Raw genomic sequence first — 23,959 nt, forward strand, 5'->3', positions numbered from 1 at the left:
ACGGATGTAGTAGTGAATTTATCACAATTTAAATGACGACTTGCAAGTCGCACACTATGGGCTCGGCTGACTTCTCACAGTTCGTTGTTACTAGGCTAATGAAACCTCTGTGAGACCTCCACGCTTAAGGTGCACGCTCTTTCCTCTCATATATCCGCCACATTTACTCGGTTCCTACAAACGGCAACTTTACGGCTTTGTCTTATTTAGCAGACTTACCAAGCGGAACCTAGCCTCATATGTGATTTCTGTCCGTCAGACCAAGAGTTTGCTTACAGCTTCCTTCAGATTCTACCTTACGATAGACACCCTTGCTGTTCAGCTATACACTTCCTTGTCGCCTAGGCGTGTTCGGGACTTTCACCCGTTAGAGCGCGCCCATGGCGCGCAAACTAAAATAGCCCCTTGCAGATTTGTCTGCAAAAGGCATCAGCCAGCCGCTTGGACTGCGGTACAGATAGCGATGATCCAGTAAGAGAGCCACTGCCGTCTTCTCCGGGATTCCGATTTCCTTACAGAAATTTCGGATGCAGGTGCAATCCTCCGAATTCACAAAGGTATCGAAGTAGTCTGCTTTAGGCTGTGCTGCATCCAGCTGTTTGCGGATACCCTCAAGCTGCTCCCTCTCGGCTACAAGCTCCTGCGCCAGGGTGTAGATGACCTCCGGATGCTGAATCACCTGATCCAAAATGGAATCGCTCATATACACACCATGCTTGCGGATAGAAGGGAGAACTTCATCAAACACCCAGTGTTCAAACCGTTCTGCCGATGGCAGCTTGCTGTGAACAATCAGTCGGTAAACATCGCCTTCTGTGATAAAAGCGATTTCAACGACCTGCTCTCCAGCATCCCCATACTGGTTCACCTTCTGAACGACCCCCTCGCGTTTCGTTAGGGGGCCTCTGCAATGGCGTTTCACTGCGGCGTAGGGATTCACATACCCCAACGCTTTCGCCACGTCGCTTGCACAGAAGAAGGTCTTGCCTGCCTCCTGTAACAACCGGATCGAACCAAACTCCTGGTTCTCAAACACCTCCATCATCTGCCTCGACTGTCCGCCATGACTGCCCACATCGGTATCATGGGTCTTCTGATTGAAATCCGTCATACCTGTTACCTCCTACTCAAATTTGTCTCGCCGGATTTCAGGCGAAAAAAAATAGAGCCTCGACCCATTCTCGTTTTCAAAGAATGAGCCAAGGCTCTATGTAAATCAGTCAAGTATGTGTTCGTCCGTCGATGGCAAAATTGGACTTCATTTGCTCCTATTGTCCACCAGTAATTTAACCCATAAGAGGTCAAAATGGGCTTGTCCACCAGTAATTTGACCACTATAAACCCATAAATTTCCGTTCAAATTCCATCAAAACCAAACAGTCCAGACAGAATTTTGGGTATAGAAAAAGCCCGGAAAATGGCGTATTTCCAGGCTTTTTTAGCATTATTAAGCTGTAAATTATCGCTTGCTGAACTGAGGTGCGCGACGAGCTGCTTTGAGGCCGTATTTCTTACGCTCTTTCATTCTAGGATCACGAGTCAGGAATCCTGCTTTTTTCAGAACTGGTCTGTAGTCGTTATCTACAGTCAGAAGGGCACGTGCAACACCGTGACGGATTGCTCCTGCCTGTCCTGTGTATCCGCCGCCGTGAACGTTTACGATCACGTCAAATTTATCAGCGGTCTCTGTAGCTGCCAGAGGCTGACGAACGATAACTTTCAGGGTCTCCAGACCAAAATACTCATCGATGTCTCTTTTATTGATGGTAACTTTACCAGTTCCCGGTACAAGATATACTCTTGCGATAGATTTTTTTCTTCTTCCGGTTCCGTAATATTTTGCGCTAGCCAATGTTCTTTACCTCCCTATTAAAATGTTAATACTTCTGGTTTCTGAGCTGCATGAGCGTGCTCTGCACCAGCGTATACGTGAAGTTTTGTGAACATCTGTCTTCCAAGAGGTCCTTTTGGAAGCATGCCTTTCACTGCAAGTTCAACAACCTTCTCCGGTTTCTTAGCCATCATCTCACGAAGAGTAGCTTCTTTCATTCCACCAACATAATCGGAGTGGCTGTAATAGATCTTCTGATCCAGTTTTTTACCGGTTACTGCTACTTTATCAGCGTTGATTACGATTACGTAATCACCAGTATCTACGTGTGGAGTGTACTCCGGTTTGTTTTTTCCACGTAATACTTTTGCTACTTCAGATGCCAGACGTCCTAATGTACATCCTTCTGCATCAACAACATACCATTTTCTTTCAATCTTATCTGGATTTGCCATAAAGGTGTTCATGGATATAACCTCCTGTGAAAAATTCAATTTACTGTTTCATGTATATAGGAAACCGCCTTACCGGGGCTTATGGCATCGGCGTTTTCAAACTACGTCACACATTTAGTAATTATATTATACGGATTTTGGAATGTCAACTGTTTTTTACCCATATTTTGCATTTTTTCGTAAACTGCGAGTCTGTTTTTCGGGAAATACAGACCACTTGTGTCTTTACTCGAAATCCCATTCGGGATACCGGATCTGCACCAGGGTCAGACCCTCCGGCCTTGCCGTTGCTCCCGCCGTTTTTCGATCTTTCGCCGCAAGGATTTCTTTTACTTTCTCTGGCGGATAATCACCCTTTCCAACCTCAAGCAGTGTTCCGGTGATAATCCGCACCATATTGTAGAGAAAACCGTTTCCGGTGATCCGGAAGCGGATCAGATCGTCTTCTTTTTCCAAACTCGTTTCATAGATCGTACGGACCGTGTCGGTCACCTCCGGTTTTGCTGTTGCAAAGCTTTTAAAATCATGCGTGCCAACCAGATACGATGCTGCCTGCCGCATCGCATCCACATCCAGCGGGCCGTACCAGAAATAGGAATTCAGTCTCCGCGTCGGATCTGCAAAAGTGCGGTTCAAAATCCGATATTCATACGTTTTAACTGTTGCGGTAAAACGCGGGTGAAAGTCCGGCGGCACTTCGGATGATCCCTGAATACGGATATCTGCCGGAAGCCGTGTGTTGAGTGCAAATGCGATACGGTCCGCCGGCATTCTCGCATCCGTATCAAATACCGCAACATTGCCGAGAGCATGTACCCCGGCATCGGTCCGGCTTGCGCCGATGCAGGCAATTTTTTTCGCAAAGAGATCGGAAAGAGCCTGATTTAATACTTCCTGTACTGTAATGCCGTTTGGCTGCACCTGCCATCCACAGTAATTTGTGCCGTCATACGCTACAATCAGTTTAATTCTGCGCATTCTTCTCCTCCGTTTTCGTCAAAGTCAGAGTCCGCACACGCGAAGGCCGATACTGCAAACAAGGTATGCCACAAGAACGCCATACGCTGCATAATCGCGCGTCTGATACCGAAGCGGTTTCATCTGTGTTCTTCCCTCTCCTCCATGGTAGCAGCGTGCTTCCATCGCCAGCGCCAGATCATTTGCACGGCGGAATGCTGAAATAAACAGCGGCACCAGAAGCGGCACCATGTTCTTTACTCTCTGGATAATATTTCCGCTCTCAAAATCCGCGCCGCGCGCCATCTGCGCTTTCATAATCTTGTCTGTCTCTTCCAGAAGAATCGGGATAAAACGGAGCGCGATTGACATCATCATGGAAATCTCATGCACCGGCACATGGATTTTTTTCAATGGTCCGAGCAGGCTTTCGAGTGCATCCGTCAGCTGGTTCGGTGTTGTCGTCAGCGTCATCAGCGAAGAGCCGATCATCAGGAAAATCAGACGCACCGACATACGGCATGCCATAGCCACACCCTCACGGGTGATCGTAATTTTCCAGATACGGACGAGCACCTCTCCCGGCGTAAATAAGATGTTAAATACCATCGTAATCGCAAGCAGCACAAAAATTGATTTCAGACCCTTCGTGATAAATTTGAACGGTACCTTCGACAGTTTAATCATCACCGCAAGGAATGCGGTTCCAAGCAGGTAGCCCCAATTGTGGAACAGAAAAAGGGAAATGACATAAACGAGCGTTCCCACAAATTTCACACGCGGGTCAAGCCGGTGCAGAATGGAATCTGCCGGGTAATACTGTCCCAGAGTAATATCTCTTAACATACTTCTGCTCCTTTTTTCCCGTTTTTCTTCTGACTTTCCAGTGCCGCAAGAATCGTATCGCGCGCCTCCTCAACCGTTGTTGCCGTTACATCCACGTCCATGCCATGTTCCTTTAGCGCATGCATAATATACGTCATCTGCGGCGCTGCAAGGCCGATTTTCTCGAGTTCTTTATAGTGGGCAAAGACTTTCTTCGGAGTATCGTCAAACGCCACATGACCGTGGTTCATGACAATAATCCGCTCTACATATTTTGCAATATCCTCCATGCTGTGCGATACGAGCACGACCGAAATGCCGCGCGTCTTATGCAGCAATGCAAGCTGATCGAGGATTTCATCGCGTCCCTTCGGATCAAGGCCTGCAGTCGGCTCGTCAAGCACCAGAAAATCCGGGTTCATTGCAAGCACACCGGCAATCGCAACACGACGTTTCTGACCTCCGGAGAGTTCAAACGGCGATTTTTCATACATTTCCTTTGGAAATCCGACATGATCCAGCGCCTCTTCCGCCCGTTTTCTGCATTCCTCCGGTGAAAGTCCCTGATTTTTCGGTCCGAAGCAGACATCTGTGATCACATCCGTCTCAAAAAGCTGATGCTCCGGGTACTGAAAAACCAGTCCTACATGGCTTCGGAGCTCTTTTAGCGGATATCCTTCTTTCCAGATATCCTCTCCGTTATACAGCACCCGTCCCAATGTCGGGCGGATCAGACCGTTCAAATGCTGCACAAGCGTCGATTTTCCGCTTCCCGTATGGCCGATAATCCCAACAAACTGGCCATTCGGAATTTCAAGATTGATATGCTCCAGGGCGTGCATTTCATATGCCGTTCCCGGGCTGTATGTGTACGTTACATCTTCAAGTTTCAATGACATAATGCATTCACCAGTTCTTCAATGGTCAAAATTCCCTCTGGGAGATCTACACCATTTTTTCTCAATTCATAAGCCAACAGTGTCACTTGGGGTACATCAAGACGGAGTTCTTTTAATTTCTCAACTTCGGAAAAAATCTCCCTTGGTGTCCCCTGCATTACCAGCTTACCGTTGTCCATAACGAACACACGGTCCGCAAAAACAACCTCTTCCATGTAATGCGTAATCAGAATAACCGTAACGCCCTTTTCTTCATTCAGTTTGCGCACAGCACGAAGAACCTCTTTTCGTCCGTTTGGATCCAGCATCGCGGTTGGTTCATCAAGAACAATGCATTCCGGCTGCATAGCCATCACTCCGGCAATTGCAACCCTCTGTTTCTGGCCACCCGAAAGCTTATTCGGAGAGTGGGCCCGGTATGAAATCATCCCGGTCGCCGTAAGACTCTCCTCCACCCGTTTCCAGATTTCATCGGTCGGGACACCCAGATTTTCCGGTCCAAAGCCGACATCCTCTTCCACCACATTTCCGATGATCTGGTTATCCGGGTTCTGGAATACCATACCGGCTTTCTGGCGGATCTTCCAGACATCCTCCTCATCTGTCGTCTTCATATCGTCCACCCACATGGTGCCTTCTGTAGGCACCAGCAGAGCGTTGATATGTTTCGCAAGCGTTGATTTTCCGCTTCCGTTATGCCCGAGCACCGCGATAAACTGACCTTTCTGGATTTCCAGACTGACGTCCTCGATCGCTTTTGTTACTTCCGGCTCCTGTCCTTCCTCCTCGTAACGGAGGTATTCATACCCAAGGCCTGCGGCACGTATCATACCCATGACATTATTCCCCGCTTTCTTCTGCATCCGAGCGGATTTCATCAATCAGATTCCAGATCTCCTCGCGTCCCTGTTTTGTCTCTGCTGAAAACGGAATCACAATCGTATCTTTCTCAACCTCCAGCGTCTCGCGGATCAGCTTGATCTGCTTCTGAAGCTGGCTGCGCTTGATCTTGTCCAGCTTCGTCGCAATGATGATCGGCTGGTAGCCGTTTCGAAGAATCCAGTCGTACATGATGCGATCGTTGTTGGACGGTGCATGACGGATATCAATCAGAAGAAATACTGCGTGCAGCATTTTTGATTGATGCAGATAATCCTCGATCAGCTTGCCCCATTTTGCTTTAACCTCCTCGGAGGCTCTCGCAAAACCGTATCCCGGCAAATCCACCAGATACATTTCCTCATTGATGTGGTAGTAGTTGATCGTCTGTGTTTTTCCCGGCTGCGCACTGGTACGCGCCAGTGATTTCCGATTCATCAGGGCATTGATGAGAGAAGATTTTCCAACATTGGATTTTCCCGCAAATGCCACTTCCACCTGACCGGTATCCGGCAGTTTACTGGTGATTCCGCAGACGTGCTGCAGCTCTACCTGTTTAATTACCATACTTTTCTTCTCCTGTTTTTTGCATCTTCTGGCCTTACTTCTTTTTCACAAGTGCCAGTTTTAATACCTGTTCCATGCTGCCGACAAATTCGATCTGCAGTCCGTCTGTGATCTCCGCATCCAGTTCTCTGACATCCGGCTCATTTTTCTCCGGAACGAGAACCATATGGATACCGGCTTTCTTTGCCGCCAGCAGCTTCTCTTTTAAGCCGCCGATCGGAAGCACACGGCCGCGGAGCGTAATCTCTCCGGTCATCGCAACGTCTGCTTTTACCGGAACCTTTGTGATCGCGGAAACCATCGCCGTCGCCATCGTAATACCGGCAGACGGGCCATCTTTTGGAACGGCTCCCTCCGGAATATGAATGTGGATGTCGTGTTTCTCGAAAAATTCTTTCGGAATCTCATACTGCTCTGCCACGGAACGAATAAAGCTGATGCCCGCCTGCGCAGACTCCTTCATCACATCGCCGAGCTGGCCGGTCAGCAGAAACTCTCCTTTTCCCGGCATCACATTGACCTCGATCTGCAGCGTATCGCCGCCGACTGCCGTCCAGGCAAGACCGCGCACAATACCAATCTCCGGTTTTTCGTTGGCCGGCTGGAACTCATACCTTTCTTTTCCGAGGAACTCTTCCAGGTTTTCTTTCGTCACAACAACCTCTTTTACCTGTTCCTCGAGAATCTTTCTCGCGCTCTTTCTGCAGATTCTGCCGATCTGGCGCTCCAGGGAGCGGACACCGGCCTCTCTGGTGTAGCCGCTGATCACTTCCATCAGCGCCTCATCCTCGATCACAAGCTGTGCTTCTTTCAGACCGTTCGCCTTCTTCTGCTTCGGAACGAGATGTTCTTTTGCGATATGGAACTTCTCGTTTTCCGTATAGCTTGAAATTTCAATCACTTCCATACGGTCCAGCAGCGGACGCGGAATGTTCTGAATATCATTTGCGGTTGCAATAAAGAGCACCTCCGAAAGGTCGATCGGAAGCTCTACGTAATGATCGGCAAATTTATTATTCTGCTCGGAATCGAGGACCTCAAGAAGTGCGGAAGAGGTATCTCCCTTGTAATCTGCACTTACTTTGTCGATCTCGTCGAGCAGCATCAGCGGATTTTTCACCTTCGCCTGATGGAGTCCCGCCGCAATGCGTCCCGGCATCGCACCGATGTAGGTTCTTCTGTGGCCGCGGATCTCCGCCTCATCCCGCACACCGCCGAGACAGATGCGGACGTATTTTTTATTCAGGGCTCGCGCCACGCTTCTCGCAATCGAGGTCTTACCGGTTCCCGGAGGGCCTGCCAGGCAGAGAATCGGGCTCTCGCCTTTCTTCGTCAGGGTGCGTACGGCCAGGAATTCGAGGATTCTCTCTTTTACTTTCGAAAGACCGTAGTGATCTTCCTCCAGAATCTCGCGTGCTCTTGCCAGATCTTGATTGTCACGGGATGCCTTATCCCACGGAAGCCCCAGCAGTGTCTCGATATAGCCACGGATCACGCCTGCCTCGGACGGATTGTTGGCCGAATTTTCCAGACGGTGGATCTCCTCGGAAATCCGCTCTTTTACCTCTTTGGAGGCTTTGAGCTTCTCAAGCTGCTTCTTATAATTTTCAATCTCGGTCCGGGAATTGTCCTCGCCGAGTTCCTCGCGGATGACTTTAAGCTGCTCGCGCAGAATATAATCACGCTGGTTCTTATCGATCCGCTCTTTGATTTTTCCCTGAATCTCCGAACGGATCTCCTGAATCTGAATCTCGTTGGCGATCATGACGCAGAGCGTATCATACCGCTCGGAAAGCTCCACAGCCTCCAGCAGTTTCTGGCGGTTTACGTAGTCGAGGGGCAGATTCATGCAGATCTGGTCCACCAGCTTTCCAACTTCTTCGGTTCCGAGGATCTGGCCTGCCAGTTCCTTGCTGACTTTCTGCGTCTGCTCGCAGTAGACGGCAAACAGCTCTTTTAAGTTGCGCAGCATTGCCTCCTGCTCGATATCGGAAAACTGCATTTCGTCCGAGCCGGTAAACAGCGCCACCTCGGCGCGGAGATACTCGCTCTCCTCTTCCTCGAAGTTCAGCAGTTCTGCGCGTCTTTCTGCTTCTACGAGAATCCGAAGAACATCCTTTGGCATTCTCACAACCTGTTTGATGACCGCAATTGTTCCAATTTTATACACATCAAGCAGACCCGGTACTTCCGTATCCGGGTCTTTCTGTGTAATCAGGAAAATTTTCTGGTCTCCCAGCATCGCCTCCTCGACCGCACGAACCGATTTAGGTCTGCTGATATCAAAATGTACAATCATATCCGGCAAAATCGTTGTTCCACGCAGCGCAATCGCCGGTAATACTTTTGTCACTTCTTCCATTTAAGTTTCCTCCTGCGTTTTTCAGGCGGTTTCCGGTCTTCCGGATCTTCTTCCCATATTCCGCCGTGGAACAGGGGCCGGTTCGCCGTGAATAATCTCCGGCTCCGCCTTCTTTTCTACAGCGTCCTTGGTGATGACGCATTCTTTTGTCGTATTGTCCGACGGGATCTCATACATCAGATCCATCATCGTATCTTCCATGATTGCGCGGAGACCTCTGGCGCCTGTTTTCCGCTCCAGGGATTTCTTTGCAATCGCTTCGAGTGCATCTTCTTTGAAGTCAAGCTGTACGCCGTCCAGCTCAAACAGCTTCTTGTACTGTTTGACCAGAGAATTCTTCGGCTCAACCAGAATCTTCATCAGGGCCGTCTCATCCAGAGAATTTAACGTAACGACAATCGGCACACGTCCGACAAACTCCGGAATCAGGCCGAACTTGGTCAGATCCTGCGGCATGACCTGACGGAGCAGATCTCCGACATTCTCATCTTTTGCATGGCCGATCGGATTGTTGAATCCGATGGATTTCGTATCCTGTCTCGTCTCGATGATCTTCTCGAGTCCTTCGAATGCACCGCCGCAGATAAAGAGGATATTCGTCGTATCAATCTGAATAAACTCCTGATGCGGATGCTTTCTTCCGCCCTGCGGCGGAACGGAAGCTACAGTTCCCTCCAGGATTTTCAGCAGTGCCTGCTGTACACCCTCGCCGGAAACATCTCGTGTGATCGAAGCGTTTTCGGATTTTCTTGTGATTTTATCGATCTCATCGATGTAGATGATGCCGTGCTCAGCGCGCTCGATATCATAGTCTGCTGCCTGAATGAGGCGGAGCAGAATGTTTTCTACGTCCTCGCCGACATAACCTGCCTCGGTGAGCGCCGTTGCGTCTGCAATTGCAAACGGAACGTTGATCAGTTTGGCCAGTGTCTGTGCCAGATACGTTTTTCCGGAACCGGTCGGTCCGAGCATCAGAATGTTGCTCTTCTGCAGTTCGATGTCGGAGGATGCACCGGAAAGCACTCGTTTGTAATGATTGTAAACAGCAACGGAGAGCACTTTTTTCGCCTCATCCTGTCCGATTACGTAGTCATCCAGAAATGCTTTGATTTCCTTTGGTTTGATCAGGTTGATCTCGTCGGTATCCTGCTCGCCGTACAGATCCTCAAATTCTTCCTGAATGATCTCCGAGCAGATTGCCACGCAGTCATCACAGATGTATGCCCCGTCCGGGCCTGCGATCAGCTTGCGTACCTGGTCTTCTGTCTTTCCGCAGAAAGAGCAGCGGATCTTGGTATCATTCCCTTTTATAGCCATCGTTTTCTTCCTTTCAACATATTACAACTAAACCTTATCGCCGGATAAGGCAAAAGGTGCCACAAAAGCCTCATTGCCGGAACTACGCTTTTGGACACCTTTCCTCTCTTATCGGTTCGTAATTACATTATCAATCAGACCGTATGCTTTTGCTTCCTCTGCGGACATATAGTTGTCACGCTCGGTATCGATCTCAATCTGTTCCAGCGGTTTTCCTGTATTTGCCGCCAGAATTTCATTTAATTTCCGTTTGGTTTTCAGAATCTGTTCTGCAACGATTTTGATCTCGGTTGCCTGACCCTGTGCACCGCCGGATGGCTGATGAATCATGATTTCAGAGTTTGGCAGAGCCATTCTCTTTCCTTTGGTACCGCCGGCAAGAAGGAATGCTCCCATGCTGGCAGCCATACCGATACAGATCGTAGATACATCACATTTGATGTACTGCATCGTATCGTAGATAGCAAGTCCTGCGCTTACAGAACCTCCCGGGCTGTTGATATACATGTGGATATCTTTTCCCGGATCTTCAGACTCCAGGAACAGAAGCTGTGCAACGATCAGGTTTGCCGATACGTCAGTGACTTCCTCTCCCAGAAAAATAATACGGTCGTTCAGCAGTCTTGAATAAATATCGTAACTTCTCTCTCCCCTGCTTGTCTGCTCGATGACATAAGGTACAAAACTCATTCAATTGCCTCTCTTTCCGAGGTCTTACGCCTCTTTTGCGCTGTCGGCCATGAGAGTTACTGCTTCCTGAACAGCGAGATCTTTCTTCATCTGCTCTTTCTCATATTCGCCAACGAGCTCTTTGAATTTATCCAGCTCCATTTTGTACATTTCAGCCATTTTAGCCAGCTCTTCGTCCAGCTTCTCATCGCTGATCTGGATGTTCTCTGCTTCTGCAACTTTCTCAAGTACCAGTCTGCTCTCGATTCTCTTAACAGCCTGCGGTTTCATCTGCTCTTTTAAGGAATCAACGGTAGCGCCTGTAAACTGCATGTACTGCTCCATGGACAGACCCTGGGACTGGATTCTTCTTGCGAAATCGTCAACCATGTTCTCTACCTGCGTATCGATCATAGCTTCCGGAATCTCCATTGTTGCGTTCTCTACTGCTTTATCTACGACAGCGTTCTCTTTTTCTGTCTTAGCCTGCTCTTCTTTTTTCTTGGTCAGGTTGTCTTTGATTTCTTTTTTGTACTCATCCAGAGTATCGAACTCGGAAACATCTTTTGCGAAGTCGTCATCAAGTGCCGGAAGCTCTTTTGCTTCGATTTTGTGGATGGTGCATTTGAATACTGCTGCTTTTCCAGCAAGCTCTTCTGCCTGATAATCCTCTGGGAAAGTAACGTTTACTTCCTTCTCCTCTTCCAGAGCTGCGCCAACGAGCTGCTCTTCGAATCCCGGAATGAAGGAATGGGAGCCAAGGGTCAGCGGATAATCTTTTCCAGCGCCGCCGTCGAACGGAACGCCGTCTACAGAACCTTCGAAGTCAAGTGTAACGGTATCTCCGTCTGCTGCCGGACGATCCTCTACATTGATGGTTCTTGCATTTTTCTCCTGCTCTTTTTTCAGCTCAGCTTCTACTTCTTCATCTGTAACGGTTGTGTCAGCTTTTGCTACTTCCAGACCTTTGTACTCGCCAAGGGTAACTTCCGGTTTTACTGCTACAGTTGCGGTAAAGATGAAAGCTTTGCCTTTTTCGATCTGCTCTACGTTGATCTCCGGACGGGATACGATGTCCAGTTTGCTCTCTTCTGCTGCTTTGGAATACTCTTCCGGAACAAGGCTGTTTACAGCATCCTCATAGAATACTGCCGGGCCATACATTTTTTCTACCATAGCTCTCGGAACTTTTCCTTTACGGAAGCCCGGAACGCTGATGTTCTTTTTCTGTTTCTGGTAAGCTTTCTCCAGTGCTTTCTCTAATTCTTCAGCCGGAACCTCAATGGTAAGTTTGGCCATATTCTTTTCTAAATTTTCGACCTGTACACTCATTTTATCAATTTCCTCCTTGATTTATCTGAAAAGCGGCAGAAAACCTGCACACCTCTCCATTCTACAGTCATTTATCGAGTATAGCATACTCTTTTCAAAAACGCCAGTGATTTTTTTATATTTCTGTGGTTTTTAGGCTTTTTTTTAGCAATGAAATACGATTTTTTCCGCCATTTCTTTTGCTTTGTCCTCTCCCTGCAGAACACGGATCAGCTCCAGTGCGAAGTCAGTGGCTGCTCCCATGCCGCGGCCGGTGGTCACATTTTTGTCGGTGACTGCCGGTACATCGAGTACGTTTGCGCCTGCCAGCTTTTCTTCAAATCCCGGGAAGCAGACGGCGTTTTTATCTTTTAAGATGCCCATCACACCAAGGATGCTCGGCGCTGCGCAGATGGCTGCCAGTTTCTTTCCCTGATCGTCATAGGAACGGATCAGCGCTGCGAGCGTCTCGTTTCCGGCCAGATTTAATGTACCCGGCATTCCGCCCGGAAGTACCAGCATGTCTCCGTCATCAAACTCTCCCTCTTCGATGGTTTCATCTGCAAGAATGGTGATTTTGTGGGATCCTGTTACTTCTTTTCTTCCCATAATAGAAACGGTGCATACGTCTTCTCCGGCTCTGCGCAGCAGATCCACCGGGGTCAGTGCCTCAATCTCTTCACATCCGTCTGCCAGAAATACATAAATCTTTGCCATGGTTTTGTCCTCCTGTGTTGTATGATCAGTCTCGTGTGTTTTGTCACGTGATATTCTCTGCTTTTCTTTGTAACAAACCGCCGCTATTATACCACATTTTTCCGCAGAATGCTTGCATTTCATAAAAATTTCAGGACTTTTTTCGCAAAAAGCCGGATTTCGCTTAACATCACGGGAAAAGCATGGTAAACTCTTGAAAAAAGCAGTGATGCAATCACGAGAAGGAGTCTCTTTTATGGAAATCGAACGCAAATACCTTCTGGATCAGCTTCCGGAAAATCTTACAAGCTATCCATGTAAAAAAATCGAGCAGGGCTATCTTTCCACCGAACCGGTTGTCCGCATCCGCCGCTCTGACGACGAATATTATCTGACCTACAAGTCAAAAGGGCTGATGGTGCGTGAAGAGTATAATCTTCCGCTCACAAAGGAATCCTACCTGCATCTGCGGGAAAAGGCAGACGGCGTTCTCATCTCAAAAACACGCTATCTGCTGCCGCTTACCGGAACGGATCTGACGATCGAGCTCGATGTCTTTGATGCGCCGTATGAAGGCCTTTACCTCGCAGAGGTGGAGTTTCCTGACGAAGCATCCGCAAACGCCTTTGTTCCTCCGGTATGGTTTGGAAAGGATGTAACCTATTCTTCCGATTATCACAACAGTACGCTCAGTAAAGGAAAAAAACTATAAATTACCAGAAAAAAATCCCGGTGCCTTTTCCACGGCTGCCGGGATTTTTCCGCTCGTTTGTTTTTTTACTCTTTTTTGTGCTTGCTTTTTGCTTGTTTTGGTTTGTTTTTTTGTGCATACATTCTTTATTTTTGCTGCTTTCACATTAGCGTCATTCTGTCAAAGCGGCGGTGCTGCTCCTTCTAATCCACTCCCTTTGATTTCCGGATGCAGGCTCGTGTTGCATCAATAACAGCACTTCTCAGGTTCTCCCGCTCCAGTACGGCAACCGCTTCGATGGTGGTTCCGCCTGGCGAGCAGACCATGTCTTTTAATTCTCCCGGGTGCATTCCTGTCTCGAGAAGCATTTTGGCGCTTCCAAGGACAGACTGTGCAGCAAATTCATATGCCTGTTTTCTCGGCATTCCTTCGGCTACGGCCGCATCTGCAAGAGCCTCCAGGAAAAGAAATACGTACGCCGGCGAGCTTCCGCTGACACCTGTGACGGTATCCATCAGATACTCCGGAACAACTTCTGCGCGGCCAAAGCTTTTCAGGAGGGTTAAAACGAGCTGCAGCTCTTCCTCCGTCACGAGATCATTGGCACAGACGCCGGTCATTCCTTCTCCGACGAGTGCTGGTGTGTTTGGCATGGTGCGAATTAACTTTGTTGGTTTTCCGATTTCTGTACCCAGCCATTGTAAAGACTTACCGGGAAGAATCGATACGATAATCTTCTCGGGTGAGATGAAGTTTTTGACGAGGTTTATTATATTTTTTATTTGGTTTGGCTTTACTGCCAGGAATACAAGATCGGATCCGGCTACGACCGCTTCGTTCTCCATAGTCGCCTGGACTCCAAACTGGTTGGTCAAGCGTTCCACACTTTTCTCCGTGCGGACCGATACCAGAATGTCATCTGCAGATACAACTCCTTTTTGGATCATTCCGCCAATCATGGCACTCGCCATGTTGCCGCCGCCGATAAAACCTACTTTCATGTCTGTTCGCCTCCGTATGCCTGTGTTGTAAAAAATATATGCGACACCCATAGTATGCAACAAAATTTACTTTTTTGCAATACTTTTTCTCTATTTTTCTGCTTTTCTTTTGCAATTTTCTTTATTTTTTTCGAATTAAATGTCGCTGTTTGTCGACGAATGTCGAAAAGTGTCTTTTTCTGTCTTTTTTCGCTTTTCTATTCCGCCGGAATCAGCCTTTGGCGGCGGCCTCTTCGGCGTATTTTGTTGTCACGAGTGTCTTGTACGGTGTCTTTTTCTCCAGCTCTCCCGCCTGCTCCAGAATCTCCTGCAGAAGATCAAAACTTTCTTCCTCAAAGATCAGATTTTCTTTCCACGTATCCTGCTCATAGTAGCGGCGCACGATCGCGGTGATGGTTTCCAGCTCGGTTTCTGCAAACTGCGGCGCAATCACTTCTGCAATCTCCTCCGGTGTGTGCGTCTGCACGAAGTCCATTCCCTTCTGCAGTGCCTTCGTGAATTTTTCTACGGTTGCGCCGTGCGTTTTCAGATAACTCTGTTTGACGCTGTACGACGTATACGGCACATACCCGGATTCCGTTCCGACCGATGCCACGACATAGCCGTCGCCCTTCTGCTCGAGCAGTGTCGCGGACGGTTCAAATTCAATCGTATAATCCCCCTGCCCGCCGGAGAACGCGGCAGCTGTGGAACCAAAATCGATGCTCTGGTTGATATTTACGTCTTTTTTATCAATCCCTTTCTGCGCCAGAACATACTCAAAGACCATTTCCGGCATACCGCCTTTTCTTCCCCCTAATACCTCTTTGTTTTTCAATTTCTCCCAGGTAAACGAATTGTCTTTCTCTCTTCCCACAACAAAGTTTCCCGCCCGCTGCGTCAGCTGCGCGAAGTTCACAACCGGGTCTGCGGTTCCCTCGAGGTACGCGTAGACGGTTGCCTCCGCCCCCATAAACCCGATATCCGCTTCGCCGGAAATCATCGCCGTCAGCACTTTATCTGCACCAAATCCTGTCATCAGCGTCAGATCAATGCCCTCGTCCGCAAAATACCCCTCCTCAATTGCCACGTACTGCGGGGCGTAAAAAATGGAGTGGGCAACCTCATTTAATGTCACCTGCTCCACTTTTTCTTTTGTCTCATCTTTTGCCCCGCATCCCGCCAGCGTCACTGCCGCCATTGCCAGTACAAGCGCACCTGTCAGCCATTTTCCTTTCATCAACAGATTCTCCTGTTTTTTCATTCTAACCTTAGAATATGATTTCCCGGTAAAAATGCGTGCAAAAAACGAAGGAGAAATGTTCGAATTTCGTTTCTCCTTCGTTTCTTATTTCTTCTCTTGTTTTTCTTTTGCCTTCTGTTCTTCTTTCGTCCGGATTTTGTCTTCGTACATTTTCAGATCTGCCTCGTGCAGCAGATCGGAGATGGAGGCTTCGGGGTAGTCGCCGGAGAAGGCGAAGCCGCAAGCGTAGTTGATCTGGAATTCGCCGCGGACGCCGTTGGCTTCCTTTTCCGAAATTCTCTATTTTGAAAAACAAATTGAGGATCTCCGCAAAATTTGTTATAGTAAGGGTAATTCAAACAGTTACAAAGGAGGCTATTATGAAAATAAAATCAGTTGCTGTTCTGGGCGCCGGAGCGGTTGGGTCTTATGTGATCTGGGGGCTTTCGGAGAAAAAGGACATCCGGCTTGGCGTTATCGCGTCCGGGGAACGGGCGAAGCGTCTGAAAAACAAAGGATGCAAAATTAACGATACGGTTTATCACCCGGAGGTATGGACACCGGAAGAGGCACACGGCGTGGATTTTCTGATCGTCTCGCTCAAATACGGCGCACTGCCGGGGGCTCTTGACAATATTACTGCCGTTACCGGCGAGAATACTGTGATCATGAGTCTGATGAACGGCGTGGACAGTGAGGAGATCATCGCGGAAAAAGTCGGTGCGGAGCATCTGCTTCATGCTGTTATCAAAGTAGCTTCTCATAAAGAGAATGACGGCTACGTTTTCAACCCTGAGGCGACGCTCGGCATCATTTTCGGCGAAGTTTCGGCGCCGTACGACAGTGAGCGTGTGCAGGCTGTTCTGGATCTGTTCTCCGGCACAGGGCTGCATTACCGGGCAACCGATTGTATTTTAGAGGAAATATGGAGCAAATTCCGGCTGAATGTCTGCAATAACCTGCCGCAGGCTATTCTCGGTGCCGGGGTCGGCTGCTACCGCGACAGTGTGCATATGAAGGCGATCAGCGACGGACTCCGCGCAGAACTGATGGCGATTGCGGAGGCAAAGGGAATTGATATCAGCAAGGCGGATGTCTCCTCGGGACGCGGAAGTGCGGTTCCGCCGACGGCGCGCTACTCGACGCTCCAGGATCTCGATGCGGGACGCCATACGGAAATTGATATGTTCTCGGGTGCGCTGATCCGCATGGGAAAAGAGCTTGGAATTCCAACGCCTTACAATGAATTTACGTACCATATGATCAAAGCACTGGAAGAGAAAAACGACGGACGGTTTGACTACAGCGGAAGCGAAGAACCGCTCTGGGCGAAATAGATACGATAGGAGAATCTAACGATGAAAGAAATCAAATGGGCTGTACTCGGATGCGGTGTGATTGCAAATGAAATGGCGGTCGCACTGCAGAAAAACGGAAAGAATATTTACGCGGTCGGCAACCGGACCCATGAGAAGGCGGCTGCTTTTGTGGAGAAATATGGAATTGGAAAAGTTTACGATGATTTCCATGAGATGTTTACCGATCCGGAGGTCGATGTCATTTATATCACGACGCCGCACAACACGCATCTTGGCTTTATGAAAGAGGCGATTGCCAATGGAAAACACATTCTCGTTGAGAAATCGATTACGCTGAACAGTGACGAGCTCGACGAGGCCATAGCGCTTGCGAAAGAAAAAGGTGTCATCATCGGAGAGGCAATGACGATTTACCATATGCCGATCTACAAAGAACTGAAAAAAATTCTCGACTCCGGCCGTCTCGGCAGAGTCAATCTGATCACGATGAACTTCGGCAGTTTCAAAGAGTACAACATGAAGAACCGCTTCTTCAACCGGAATCTCGCAGGCGGCGCGATGCTTGATATCGGCGTATACGCACTCTCCTTCATCCGCTGGTTCTTCGACTCCAAGCCGGATCAGCTCCTTTCCCAGGTAAAGCCCGCTCCGACCGGTGTGGACGAGCAGGCCGGCCTCCTTCTCACCAATCAGGAAGGACAGATGGCAAGTGTGATGCTCTCTCTCCACTCCAAACAGCCGAAACGCGGCATGGTTTCCTGTGAGAACGGATTTATCGAGATCATGGAGTACCCGCGTGCCTGGGAAGCAAAAATCACAGACGCTTCCACCGGCGAATCCGAAATCATCAAAGCCGGTGACAACGCCGATGCACTCGCCTATGAGCTCGCCGACATGGAACGCGCCATCAATGGAGATGCATCTGCCATGCACCTCGACTACACGAAGGACGTCATGGATCTGATGACCTCCTTCCGCAGAACCTGGGGCTATACGTACCCGGAGGAAGAAAAATAAGATTCGCACATCAAAATCCCCTGCCCGGCACACATCAGATGCCGGGCAGGGGCACTTCTTTTCACCTGCAATACTCTGCAATTTTCTTTTTCAGTAATTCCGCATCAATCGGCTTTGCGATATGCACGTCCACGAGGATCAGGTCGAAGGTGTATTCCGGGCTGTCCTGGTAGAGTTCAAGCTTCTTTGTTCTTCCATCGTTTCATCCGTCTTCCACGCATATTTTATACTTCATTTTACGCTGATATTATTTTCTCTTTCAACCCAAATAACATTACATTTCCAATATTTTGCATGTCTTTTTTATTTTTCTGAAATTTTTTAAAATCTTCCGTTTTTCTCTTGCACAATTGTTTTTATGCGTATATAATTGTCTGCAGAAAGCAAAGGGGAGCTCGCGTGCGAAGCGGGCTGAGAGTAGGATGCATCTCCTAGACCCTGAACCTGATTTGGGTAATGCCAACGTAGGGAGATACGATATGCACATTTTCTGCAGATATACCTCCACGTATATCTGCTTTTTTAATCTCTATGAACACATCATCAACAGGTTCTTCCAGTACCGCAAGGGAATTTGCTTCTGCAAAAATACTCACACAGGAGGAACAAAAAATTATGTTAGGCACTTGTCTTGACAATGTCAGAAAAACAACCCCTCTCGTACACAACATCACAAATTACGTTACAGTAAACGATGTCGCCAATATTCTGCTGGCATGCGGCGCAAGCCCGATCATGTCCGATGAACCGGAGGATGTCGAGGATATCACCTCCATCTGCGGCGGTCTGAACATCAACATCGGAACGCTGCACAGAACGAGCATCGACGGCATGTACCGTGCCGGTGCAAAAGCAGCTTCGCTCGGCCACAAAATCCTGCTCGATCCAGTCGGCGCAGGCGCAAGCCACTTACGTACTTCGACCGCAGTCGGACTGATGGAAAAAATCCCGTTCACCGTCATCCGCGGAAATATTTCCGAAATCAAAACACTGGCACTCGGAAGCGGAACGACAAAGGGTGTTGACGCAGACGTTGCCGATAAAGTAACAGACGAAAACCTCGACAGCGCCGTTGCTTTTGCAAAAAACTTTGCGAAAGACCACAACTGTGTTGTCGCCATCACAGGAGCGATCGACCTCGTTGCCGATGCTGACACCTGCTACGTGATCCGCAACGGACGCGCCGAGATGGGAAGCATCACCGGAACAGGCTGCCAGCTCTCCGGCATGATGACCGCTTACCTCGTTGCCAACCCGGACGAGCCGTTAAAAGCCGCTGCTGCCGCTGTCTGCGCGATGGGACTTGCCGGCGAGATCGGCTGGAGCCATATGAAACCGGAAGACGGCAACTCCACCTACCGGAACCGCATCATCGACGCCATCTACCACATGGACGGCGAGACGCTGGAGAAAGGTGCAAAGTATGAAGTGCGATAAAAAAGGCCTGCTTTTATATGCTGTGACAGACCGCAGCTGGCTGAACGGCGAGACACTGTACAGCCAGGTGGAAAAGGCTCTGCAGGGCGGCGCAACGTTTATCCAGCTCCGCGAAAAAAATCTTGACCAGGATCACTTTATGGAAGAGGCACTGGAACTGAAAAAACTCTGTGCCGCATACCATGTTCCTTTCGTCATCAACGATAACGTGGAAATCGCAGCTAAGATGGATGCGGACGGCGTTCATGTCGGCCAGAGCGATATGGAGGCCGGCGATGTCCGTGCAAAGCTTGGCCCGGACAAGATCATCGGCGTTTCGGCGCAGACCGTGGAACAGGCCATTCTCGCCGAGCAGCGCGGGGCAGATTACCTCGGCGTCGGCGCAGTCTTCCACACCGGTTCCAAGGCGGATGCGGAGGATGTCAGCCACGAAACGCTGACTGCTATCTGCAATGCCGTTAAAATCCCTGTCATCGCCATCGGCGGCATCACACGCGATAACGTGACGGAGCTTTCCGGCAGCGGCATCTGCGGCATCGCCGTCATCAGTGCCATTTTTGCACAGAAAGACATTGTTTCCGCAACGAAGGATCTGAAAGAACAGACTCTGCGCATGCTGGAAAACAAATAATTTTACGTAACCATTCATCCTCACACCAGGCGGCAGACTGGGGGCACCACTTTCTTTGTCGCCTGTCCAAAAAGAAAAGTAATGCAAAGGAGTAATTCTCATGGACGCGAAAAACATGAAAACAGCATTAACAATCGCGGGAAGTGATTCCAGCGGAGGCGCCGGCATTCAGGCAGACATCAAAACCATGATCACAAACGGAGTTTACGCCATGTCGGCAATTACCGCACTCACCGCCCAGAACACCACCGGAGTTTCCGGTATTTTCGATGTAACACCGGAGTTTCTGGCCGCACAGCTTGACGCCGTCTTTACGGACATCTTCCCGGACGCCGTCAAAATCGGTATGGTATCCTCCCCGGCACTGATCGAAGTCATCTCCGAACGGCTTCGCTTCTACCAGGCCAAACACATCGTTGTGGACCCGGTCCTCGTCGCTACAAGCGGCTCCGCGCTCGCTTCGGGCGGCGTGCCTGACCTGATGAAAAAACTGCTCTTTCCTCTGGCCGAAGTCATCACACCGAATATCCCAGAGGGAGAAGTTCTCTCCGGCATCAAAATCCAGTCGGAAAGCGATATGGAACACGCCGCAAAAGAGATCGGGGATTCCTGCGGCTGTGCCGTTCTGTTAAAGGGCGGCCACAGTATCAATGATGCCAACGATCTTTTATATCACAACGGCACATTTACCTGGTTCACAGGAAAACGCATCGACAATCCGAACACACACGGCACCGGCTGTACACTCTCCAGCGCCATCGCATCGGGGCTCGCAAAGGGGCTTTCCCTTCCGGATGCCATTTCCGCCGCAAAAGAGTATATTTCGGGCGCACTCGCGAGCATGATGGATCTCGGCCACGGCTCAGGACCGCTGAACCACGCTTACCGGATCTGATTTTGAAAATAAAGGAGAACAACAGATGGAACGCAATTACGCAACACAGATGGACGCCGCACGCCGCGGCATTGTAACACCGGAGCTGAAAAAAGTCGCAGAAAAAGAGTATATGGCCGTGGAAGACCTGATGCCGCTCGTCGCCAGCGGAAAGGTTGCCATTCCGGCCAATAAGCTGCACACCTGCATCGATCCGGAGGGCATCGGCTCGATGCTGCGCACGAAAATCAATGTAAATCTCGGTGTTTCGAAAGACTGTAAAGATTACGATGTGGAGATGCAGAAGGTACTCTCCGCGGTCAATATGGGCGCAGAAGCCATCATGGACCTGTCGAGCCACGGTAATACGCAGCCGTTCCGGCGGAAACTGACCTCCGAATGTCCGGCTATGATCGGCACCGTGCCGGTATATGACAGTGTGATCCATTACCAGAGAGACCTGGATACGCTGACCGCCAAAGATTTTATTGACGTCATCCGCCTCCATGCCGAGGACGGTGTCGATTTCGTCACCCTGCACTGCGGCATCACCAGAAAAACCATCGATCAGATCCGCAAACACAAACGGAAAATGAATATTGTTTCCCGCGGCGGCTCCCTCGTGTTCGCCTGGATGTGCATGACCGGCGAGGAGAATCCGTTCTACGAGTATTACGATGAGATTCTCGATATCTGCCGTGAATACGATGTGACCATTTCTCTCGGCGACGCCTGCCGTCCTGGCTGCCTTGCCGACGCAACGGATGTCTGCCAGATTGAGGAGCTGGTGCGCCTCGGCGAACTCACCAAACGTGCCTGGGAGAAAGACGTTCAGGTTATGGTTGAGGGACCGGGCCACGTTCCGATGGATCAGATTGCGGCCAATATGAAAGTACAGCAGACCATCTGCATGGGCGCTCCGTTCTATGTTCTCGGACCTCTCGTAACCGATATCGCACCGGGCTATGACCACATCACCGCTGCCATCGGAGGCGCAATTGCCGCTATGAACGGCGCTGCTTTCCTCTGCTACGTAACGCCGGCAGAGCATCTGGCTCTTCCGAACCTCGATGACGTAAAGCAGGGCATCATCGCAAGCAAAATCGCCGCACACGCTGCCGACATTGCCAAAGGCGTGCCGCATGCGCGTGATATTGACGACAAGATGGGAGACGCCCGCCGCGTGCTCGATTGGGAAGCACAGTGGGACTGTGCACTGGACCCGGAGACCGCAAAAGCCATCCGTGCTGACCGCTCGCCGGAACAGGAAGATACCTGCTCGATGTGCGGTAAATTCTGTGCCGTGCGAAGCATGAACAAAGCTTTAAACGGCGAACATATCGACATTCTTTAACATCAGTAGACAAGAAGTCACAGTACGCGAAAAGGAACGGTTTTCATTACGAAACCGTTCCTTTTCTGCATTTCCAAAATCTTTTTCTATTTCGCCCATCCTTCGGCGTAACGGACTGCTTTGTGCCATCCGTTCATCTTCTCATCGCGCTCCTCTTTCGAGAGCTCCGGCTCAAATGTACGGTCAATGGCTCCGTTCTGTTTTACCGTCTCCTGATCCGGCCAGTAGCCGACGGCGAGTCCCGCAAGATAAGCTGCTCCCATCGCGGTCGTCTCGATGCAGCATGGCCGCTCCACCGGCGCCTGGCTGATGTCCGCCTGGCACTGCATCAGGAAGTTGTTGGCGCTTGCTCCGCCGTCCACACGCAGCGCAGAGAGCTTCATACCGGAATCTGCCTCCATGGCTTTTAACACATCATCTACCTGATACGTAATGGATTCGAGCGTTGCGCGGATCACATGGTATTTGTTGACGCCGCGGGTCAGGCCGAGAATGGTTCCTCTCGCATACTGATCCCAGTACGGTGCGCCAAGGCCGGTAAACGCCGGCACGACGTAGCAGCCGTTCGTGTCGTTCACCTTCTGCGCCATGTACTCGGAATCCGCCGAGGACTCGATCAGCTTCATCTCATCGCGCAGCCACTGGATTGCGGCTCCGCCGACGAAAATGGATCCCTCGAGCGCATACGTAATCTTGTCCCCGATGCCCCATGCAATCGTGGTAACAAGACCGTGTGTCGAAGAAACCGGCTTTTCTCCCGTGTTCATCAGCAGGAAGCAGCCTGTTCCGTATGTATTTTTCGCTTCGCCCGGCGTATAGCAGGTCTGGCCGAACAGCGCCGCCTGCTGGTCTCCCGCTGCTCCCGCAATCGGAATCGGGCCGCCGAAATATGTGGATGCCGTCTCCCCGTAGACACAGCTCGACGGGCGGACTTCCGGCAGCATACAGAGCGGAATGTTCAGCTCTTTTAAGATATCCTCATCCCATTTCAGTGTATGGATATTGAACAGCATTGTACGGGACGCGTTGGTGTAATCGGTGACATGTACCTTTCCCTTTGTCATCTTCCAGATCAGCCACGTCTCCACCGTTCCGAAATAGAGATCGCCTCGCTCCGCCCGCTCGCGCACGCCCGGAACTTCATCTAGAATCCATTTCAGCTTCGTGGCTGAAAAATACGCATCAATCACAAGACCTGTTTTCTCCCGGAAACGGTCAACCAGTCCGCGCTCCATCAGGGAATCGCAGTATTCCGATGTTCTGCGGCACTGCCATACAATTGCATTGTAGACCGGCTCTCCCGTCTTTTTGTCCCAGACGATCGTCGTCTCTCTCTGGTTTGTGATGCCGATTGCCGCGATATCCTCGTAGGACGCGCCCGCTTTCTGCATTGCCTCCACGGCTACACCGAGCATCGTGGACCAGATTTCATTGGCATCGTGCTCCACCCAGCCCGGTTTCGGGAAACGCTGGGTAAACTCCTTCTGCGCAAGGCTTACGATCTGTCCTTTCTGATCAAACAGAATACAGCGGTTGCTCGTTGTGCCGGCATCAAGTGCCATGATGTATTTTCCCACGTTTAAAAATCCTCCTGTCTCACATTTCAAGAAGAGAGCCTGACAGAATCCACTGCCACGCTCTCTTC

Annotated in this window: 24 protein-coding genes and 1 riboswitch; of the genes, 7 read left to right on the forward strand and 17 right to left on the reverse strand. The window is 49.9% G+C overall.

All coding sequences use genetic code 11. The features are described 5' to 3' along the window. Nucleotides 1-367 precede the first annotated feature (367 nt). From DW915_RS09245 to DW915_RS09305, 13 genes are all read right to left on the reverse strand, one after another. Nucleotides 368-1,111, reverse strand: a complete 744-nt coding sequence (locus DW915_RS09245; protein WP_243033813.1) for a BRO family protein — start codon at nt 1,109-1,111, stop codon at nt 368-370. A 348-nt stretch (nt 1,112-1,459) separates the two neighbouring features. Further along, nucleotides 1,460-1,852 carry a 30S ribosomal protein S9 gene (gene rpsI / locus DW915_RS09250; protein WP_055219853.1) on the reverse strand — a complete coding sequence of 131 codons (393 nt, stop codon included), beginning with the start codon at nt 1,850-1,852 and terminating at the stop codon, nt 1,460-1,462. Between the two features lie 17 nt (nt 1,853-1,869). Beyond that, on the reverse strand, nt 1,870-2,298 hold the full coding sequence (rplM, locus tag DW915_RS09255; protein WP_055219851.1) for a 50S ribosomal protein L13: 429 nt from the start codon (nt 2,296-2,298) through the stop codon (nt 1,870-1,872). A gap of 213 nt (nt 2,299-2,511) precedes the next feature. Further along, nucleotides 2,512-3,264 carry a tRNA pseudouridine(38-40) synthase TruA gene (truA, locus tag DW915_RS09260; RefSeq protein WP_022461356.1) on the reverse strand — a complete coding sequence of 251 codons (753 nt, stop codon included), beginning with the start codon at nt 3,262-3,264 and terminating at the stop codon, nt 2,512-2,514. 24 nt (nt 3,265-3,288) lie between these two features. Then, the gene (locus DW915_RS09265) at nt 3,289-4,089 is read right to left on the reverse strand and encodes an energy-coupling factor transporter transmembrane component T family protein (RefSeq protein ID WP_118742018.1); all 801 of its coding nucleotides are present in this window, start codon (nt 4,087-4,089) and stop codon (nt 3,289-3,291) included. Then, nucleotides 4,083-4,967 (reverse strand): energy-coupling factor transporter ATPase, encoded by an 885-nt coding sequence (locus DW915_RS09270; RefSeq protein ID WP_118742019.1) that lies wholly within the window; start codon nt 4,965-4,967, stop codon nt 4,083-4,085. Before DW915_RS09270 ends, DW915_RS09265 begins: the two co-directional genes overlap by 7 nt. Next, nucleotides 4,958-5,803 (reverse strand): energy-coupling factor transporter ATPase, encoded by an 846-nt coding sequence (locus DW915_RS09275; protein WP_055219895.1) that lies wholly within the window; start codon nt 5,801-5,803, stop codon nt 4,958-4,960. Before DW915_RS09275 ends, DW915_RS09270 begins: the two co-directional genes overlap by 10 nt. A 4-nt stretch (nt 5,804-5,807) precedes the next feature. Next, a complete protein-coding gene (yihA, locus tag DW915_RS09280; RefSeq protein ID WP_055226925.1) occupies nt 5,808-6,413 on the reverse strand; it encodes a ribosome biogenesis GTP-binding protein YihA/YsxC in 606 nt (201 codons plus the stop codon). Nucleotides 6,414-6,447: 34 nt separating this feature from the next. Next, complete coding sequence (gene lon / locus DW915_RS09285; RefSeq protein WP_118742020.1) at nt 6,448-8,775, reverse strand: endopeptidase La; 2,328 nt, start codon at nt 8,773-8,775, stop codon at nt 6,448-6,450. A 21-nt stretch (nt 8,776-8,796) separates the two neighbouring features. After that, on the reverse strand, nt 8,797-10,092 hold the full coding sequence (clpX, locus tag DW915_RS09290) for an ATP-dependent Clp protease ATP-binding subunit ClpX (RefSeq protein WP_117509624.1): 1,296 nt from the start codon (nt 10,090-10,092) through the stop codon (nt 8,797-8,799). A gap of 108 nt (nt 10,093-10,200) precedes the next feature. Next, on the reverse strand, nt 10,201-10,782 hold the full coding sequence (gene clpP, locus DW915_RS09295) for an ATP-dependent Clp endopeptidase proteolytic subunit ClpP (RefSeq protein ID WP_022461349.1): 582 nt from the start codon (nt 10,780-10,782) through the stop codon (nt 10,201-10,203). A 24-nt stretch (nt 10,783-10,806) separates the two neighbouring features. Next, on the reverse strand, nt 10,807-12,093 hold the full coding sequence (gene tig, locus DW915_RS09300; protein ID WP_022461348.1) for a trigger factor: 1,287 nt from the start codon (nt 12,091-12,093) through the stop codon (nt 10,807-10,809). 144 nt (nt 12,094-12,237) lie between these two features. Then, nucleotides 12,238-12,789 (reverse strand): DJ-1 family glyoxalase III, encoded by a 552-nt coding sequence (locus DW915_RS09305; RefSeq protein ID WP_055219893.1) that lies wholly within the window; start codon nt 12,787-12,789, stop codon nt 12,238-12,240. 235 nt (nt 12,790-13,024) lie between these two features. On the opposite strand from DW915_RS09305, the gene DW915_RS09310 reads away from it, so the two are divergent. Then, nucleotides 13,025-13,480: a CYTH domain-containing protein gene (locus tag DW915_RS09310; protein WP_022461346.1), complete on the forward strand. Its 456-nt coding sequence runs from the start codon at nt 13,025-13,027 to the stop codon at nt 13,478-13,480. On the opposite strand, the gene DW915_RS15760 is transcribed toward DW915_RS09310, so the two are convergent. From DW915_RS15760 to DW915_RS09320, 3 genes are all read right to left on the reverse strand, one after another. Then, nucleotides 13,475-13,624, reverse strand: coding sequence for a hypothetical protein (locus DW915_RS15760; RefSeq protein ID WP_158579586.1), 150 nt, complete (start codon nt 13,622-13,624; stop codon nt 13,475-13,477). The genes DW915_RS09310 and DW915_RS15760 overlap by 6 nt on opposite strands. A gap of 38 nt (nt 13,625-13,662) precedes the next feature. Then, nucleotides 13,663-14,460, reverse strand: coding sequence for a pyrroline-5-carboxylate reductase (proC, locus tag DW915_RS09315; RefSeq protein ID WP_022461345.1), 798 nt, complete (start codon nt 14,458-14,460; stop codon nt 13,663-13,665). 211 nt (nt 14,461-14,671) lie between these two features. Next, nucleotides 14,672-15,679 carry an ABC transporter substrate-binding protein gene (locus DW915_RS09320; protein ID WP_118742021.1) on the reverse strand — a complete coding sequence of 336 codons (1,008 nt, stop codon included), beginning with the start codon at nt 15,677-15,679 and terminating at the stop codon, nt 14,672-14,674. Between the two features lie 383 nt (nt 15,680-16,062). Here DW915_RS09320 and DW915_RS09325 point away from each other — a divergent pair, with 383 nt between their 5' ends. The 6 genes from DW915_RS09325 to thiC all read left to right on the forward strand — a co-directional run bounded on the left by DW915_RS09325 (nt 16,063) and on the right by thiC (nt 22,314). Continuing rightward, the gene (locus DW915_RS09325; protein ID WP_118742022.1) at nt 16,063-17,019 is read left to right on the forward strand and encodes a ketopantoate reductase family protein; all 957 of its coding nucleotides are present in this window, start codon (nt 16,063-16,065) and stop codon (nt 17,017-17,019) included. A 21-nt stretch (nt 17,020-17,040) separates the two neighbouring features. Continuing rightward, the gene (locus DW915_RS09330) at nt 17,041-18,018 is read left to right on the forward strand and encodes a Gfo/Idh/MocA family protein (RefSeq protein WP_118742023.1); all 978 of its coding nucleotides are present in this window, start codon (nt 17,041-17,043) and stop codon (nt 18,016-18,018) included. Nucleotides 18,019-18,395: 377 nt separating this feature from the next. After that, a riboswitch (TPP riboswitch) is annotated at nt 18,396-18,507 on the forward strand. A 126-nt stretch (nt 18,508-18,633) separates the two neighbouring features. After that, nucleotides 18,634-19,455, forward strand: a complete 822-nt coding sequence (thiM, locus tag DW915_RS09335; RefSeq protein WP_022461341.1) for a hydroxyethylthiazole kinase — start codon at nt 18,634-18,636, stop codon at nt 19,453-19,455. Beyond that, nucleotides 19,442-20,086: a thiamine phosphate synthase gene (gene thiE, locus DW915_RS09340; protein WP_055226936.1), complete on the forward strand. Its 645-nt coding sequence runs from the start codon at nt 19,442-19,444 to the stop codon at nt 20,084-20,086. The genes thiM and thiE overlap by 14 nt, the downstream gene beginning before the upstream one ends. Before the next feature lie 115 nt (nt 20,087-20,201). Further along, nucleotides 20,202-20,981: a bifunctional hydroxymethylpyrimidine kinase/phosphomethylpyrimidine kinase gene (thiD, locus tag DW915_RS09345; RefSeq protein ID WP_118742062.1), complete on the forward strand. Its 780-nt coding sequence runs from the start codon at nt 20,202-20,204 to the stop codon at nt 20,979-20,981. Nucleotides 20,982-21,006: 25 nt separating this feature from the next. Next, nucleotides 21,007-22,314 carry a phosphomethylpyrimidine synthase ThiC gene (gene thiC / locus DW915_RS09350; RefSeq protein WP_022461338.1) on the forward strand — a complete coding sequence of 436 codons (1,308 nt, stop codon included), beginning with the start codon at nt 21,007-21,009 and terminating at the stop codon, nt 22,312-22,314. A gap of 86 nt (nt 22,315-22,400) precedes the next feature. Here the strand turns inward: thiC and glpK are convergent, their stop codons facing one another. Further along, nucleotides 22,401-23,891, reverse strand: a complete 1,491-nt coding sequence (gene glpK / locus DW915_RS09355) for a glycerol kinase GlpK (protein ID WP_118742024.1) — start codon at nt 23,889-23,891, stop codon at nt 22,401-22,403. Nucleotides 23,892-23,959 lie beyond the last annotated feature (68 nt).

This window comes from Blautia sp. AM42-2, from assembly GCF_003480245.1.
Classification (GTDB): Bacteria; Bacillota; Clostridia; order Lachnospirales; family Lachnospiraceae; genus Fusicatenibacter; species Fusicatenibacter saccharivorans.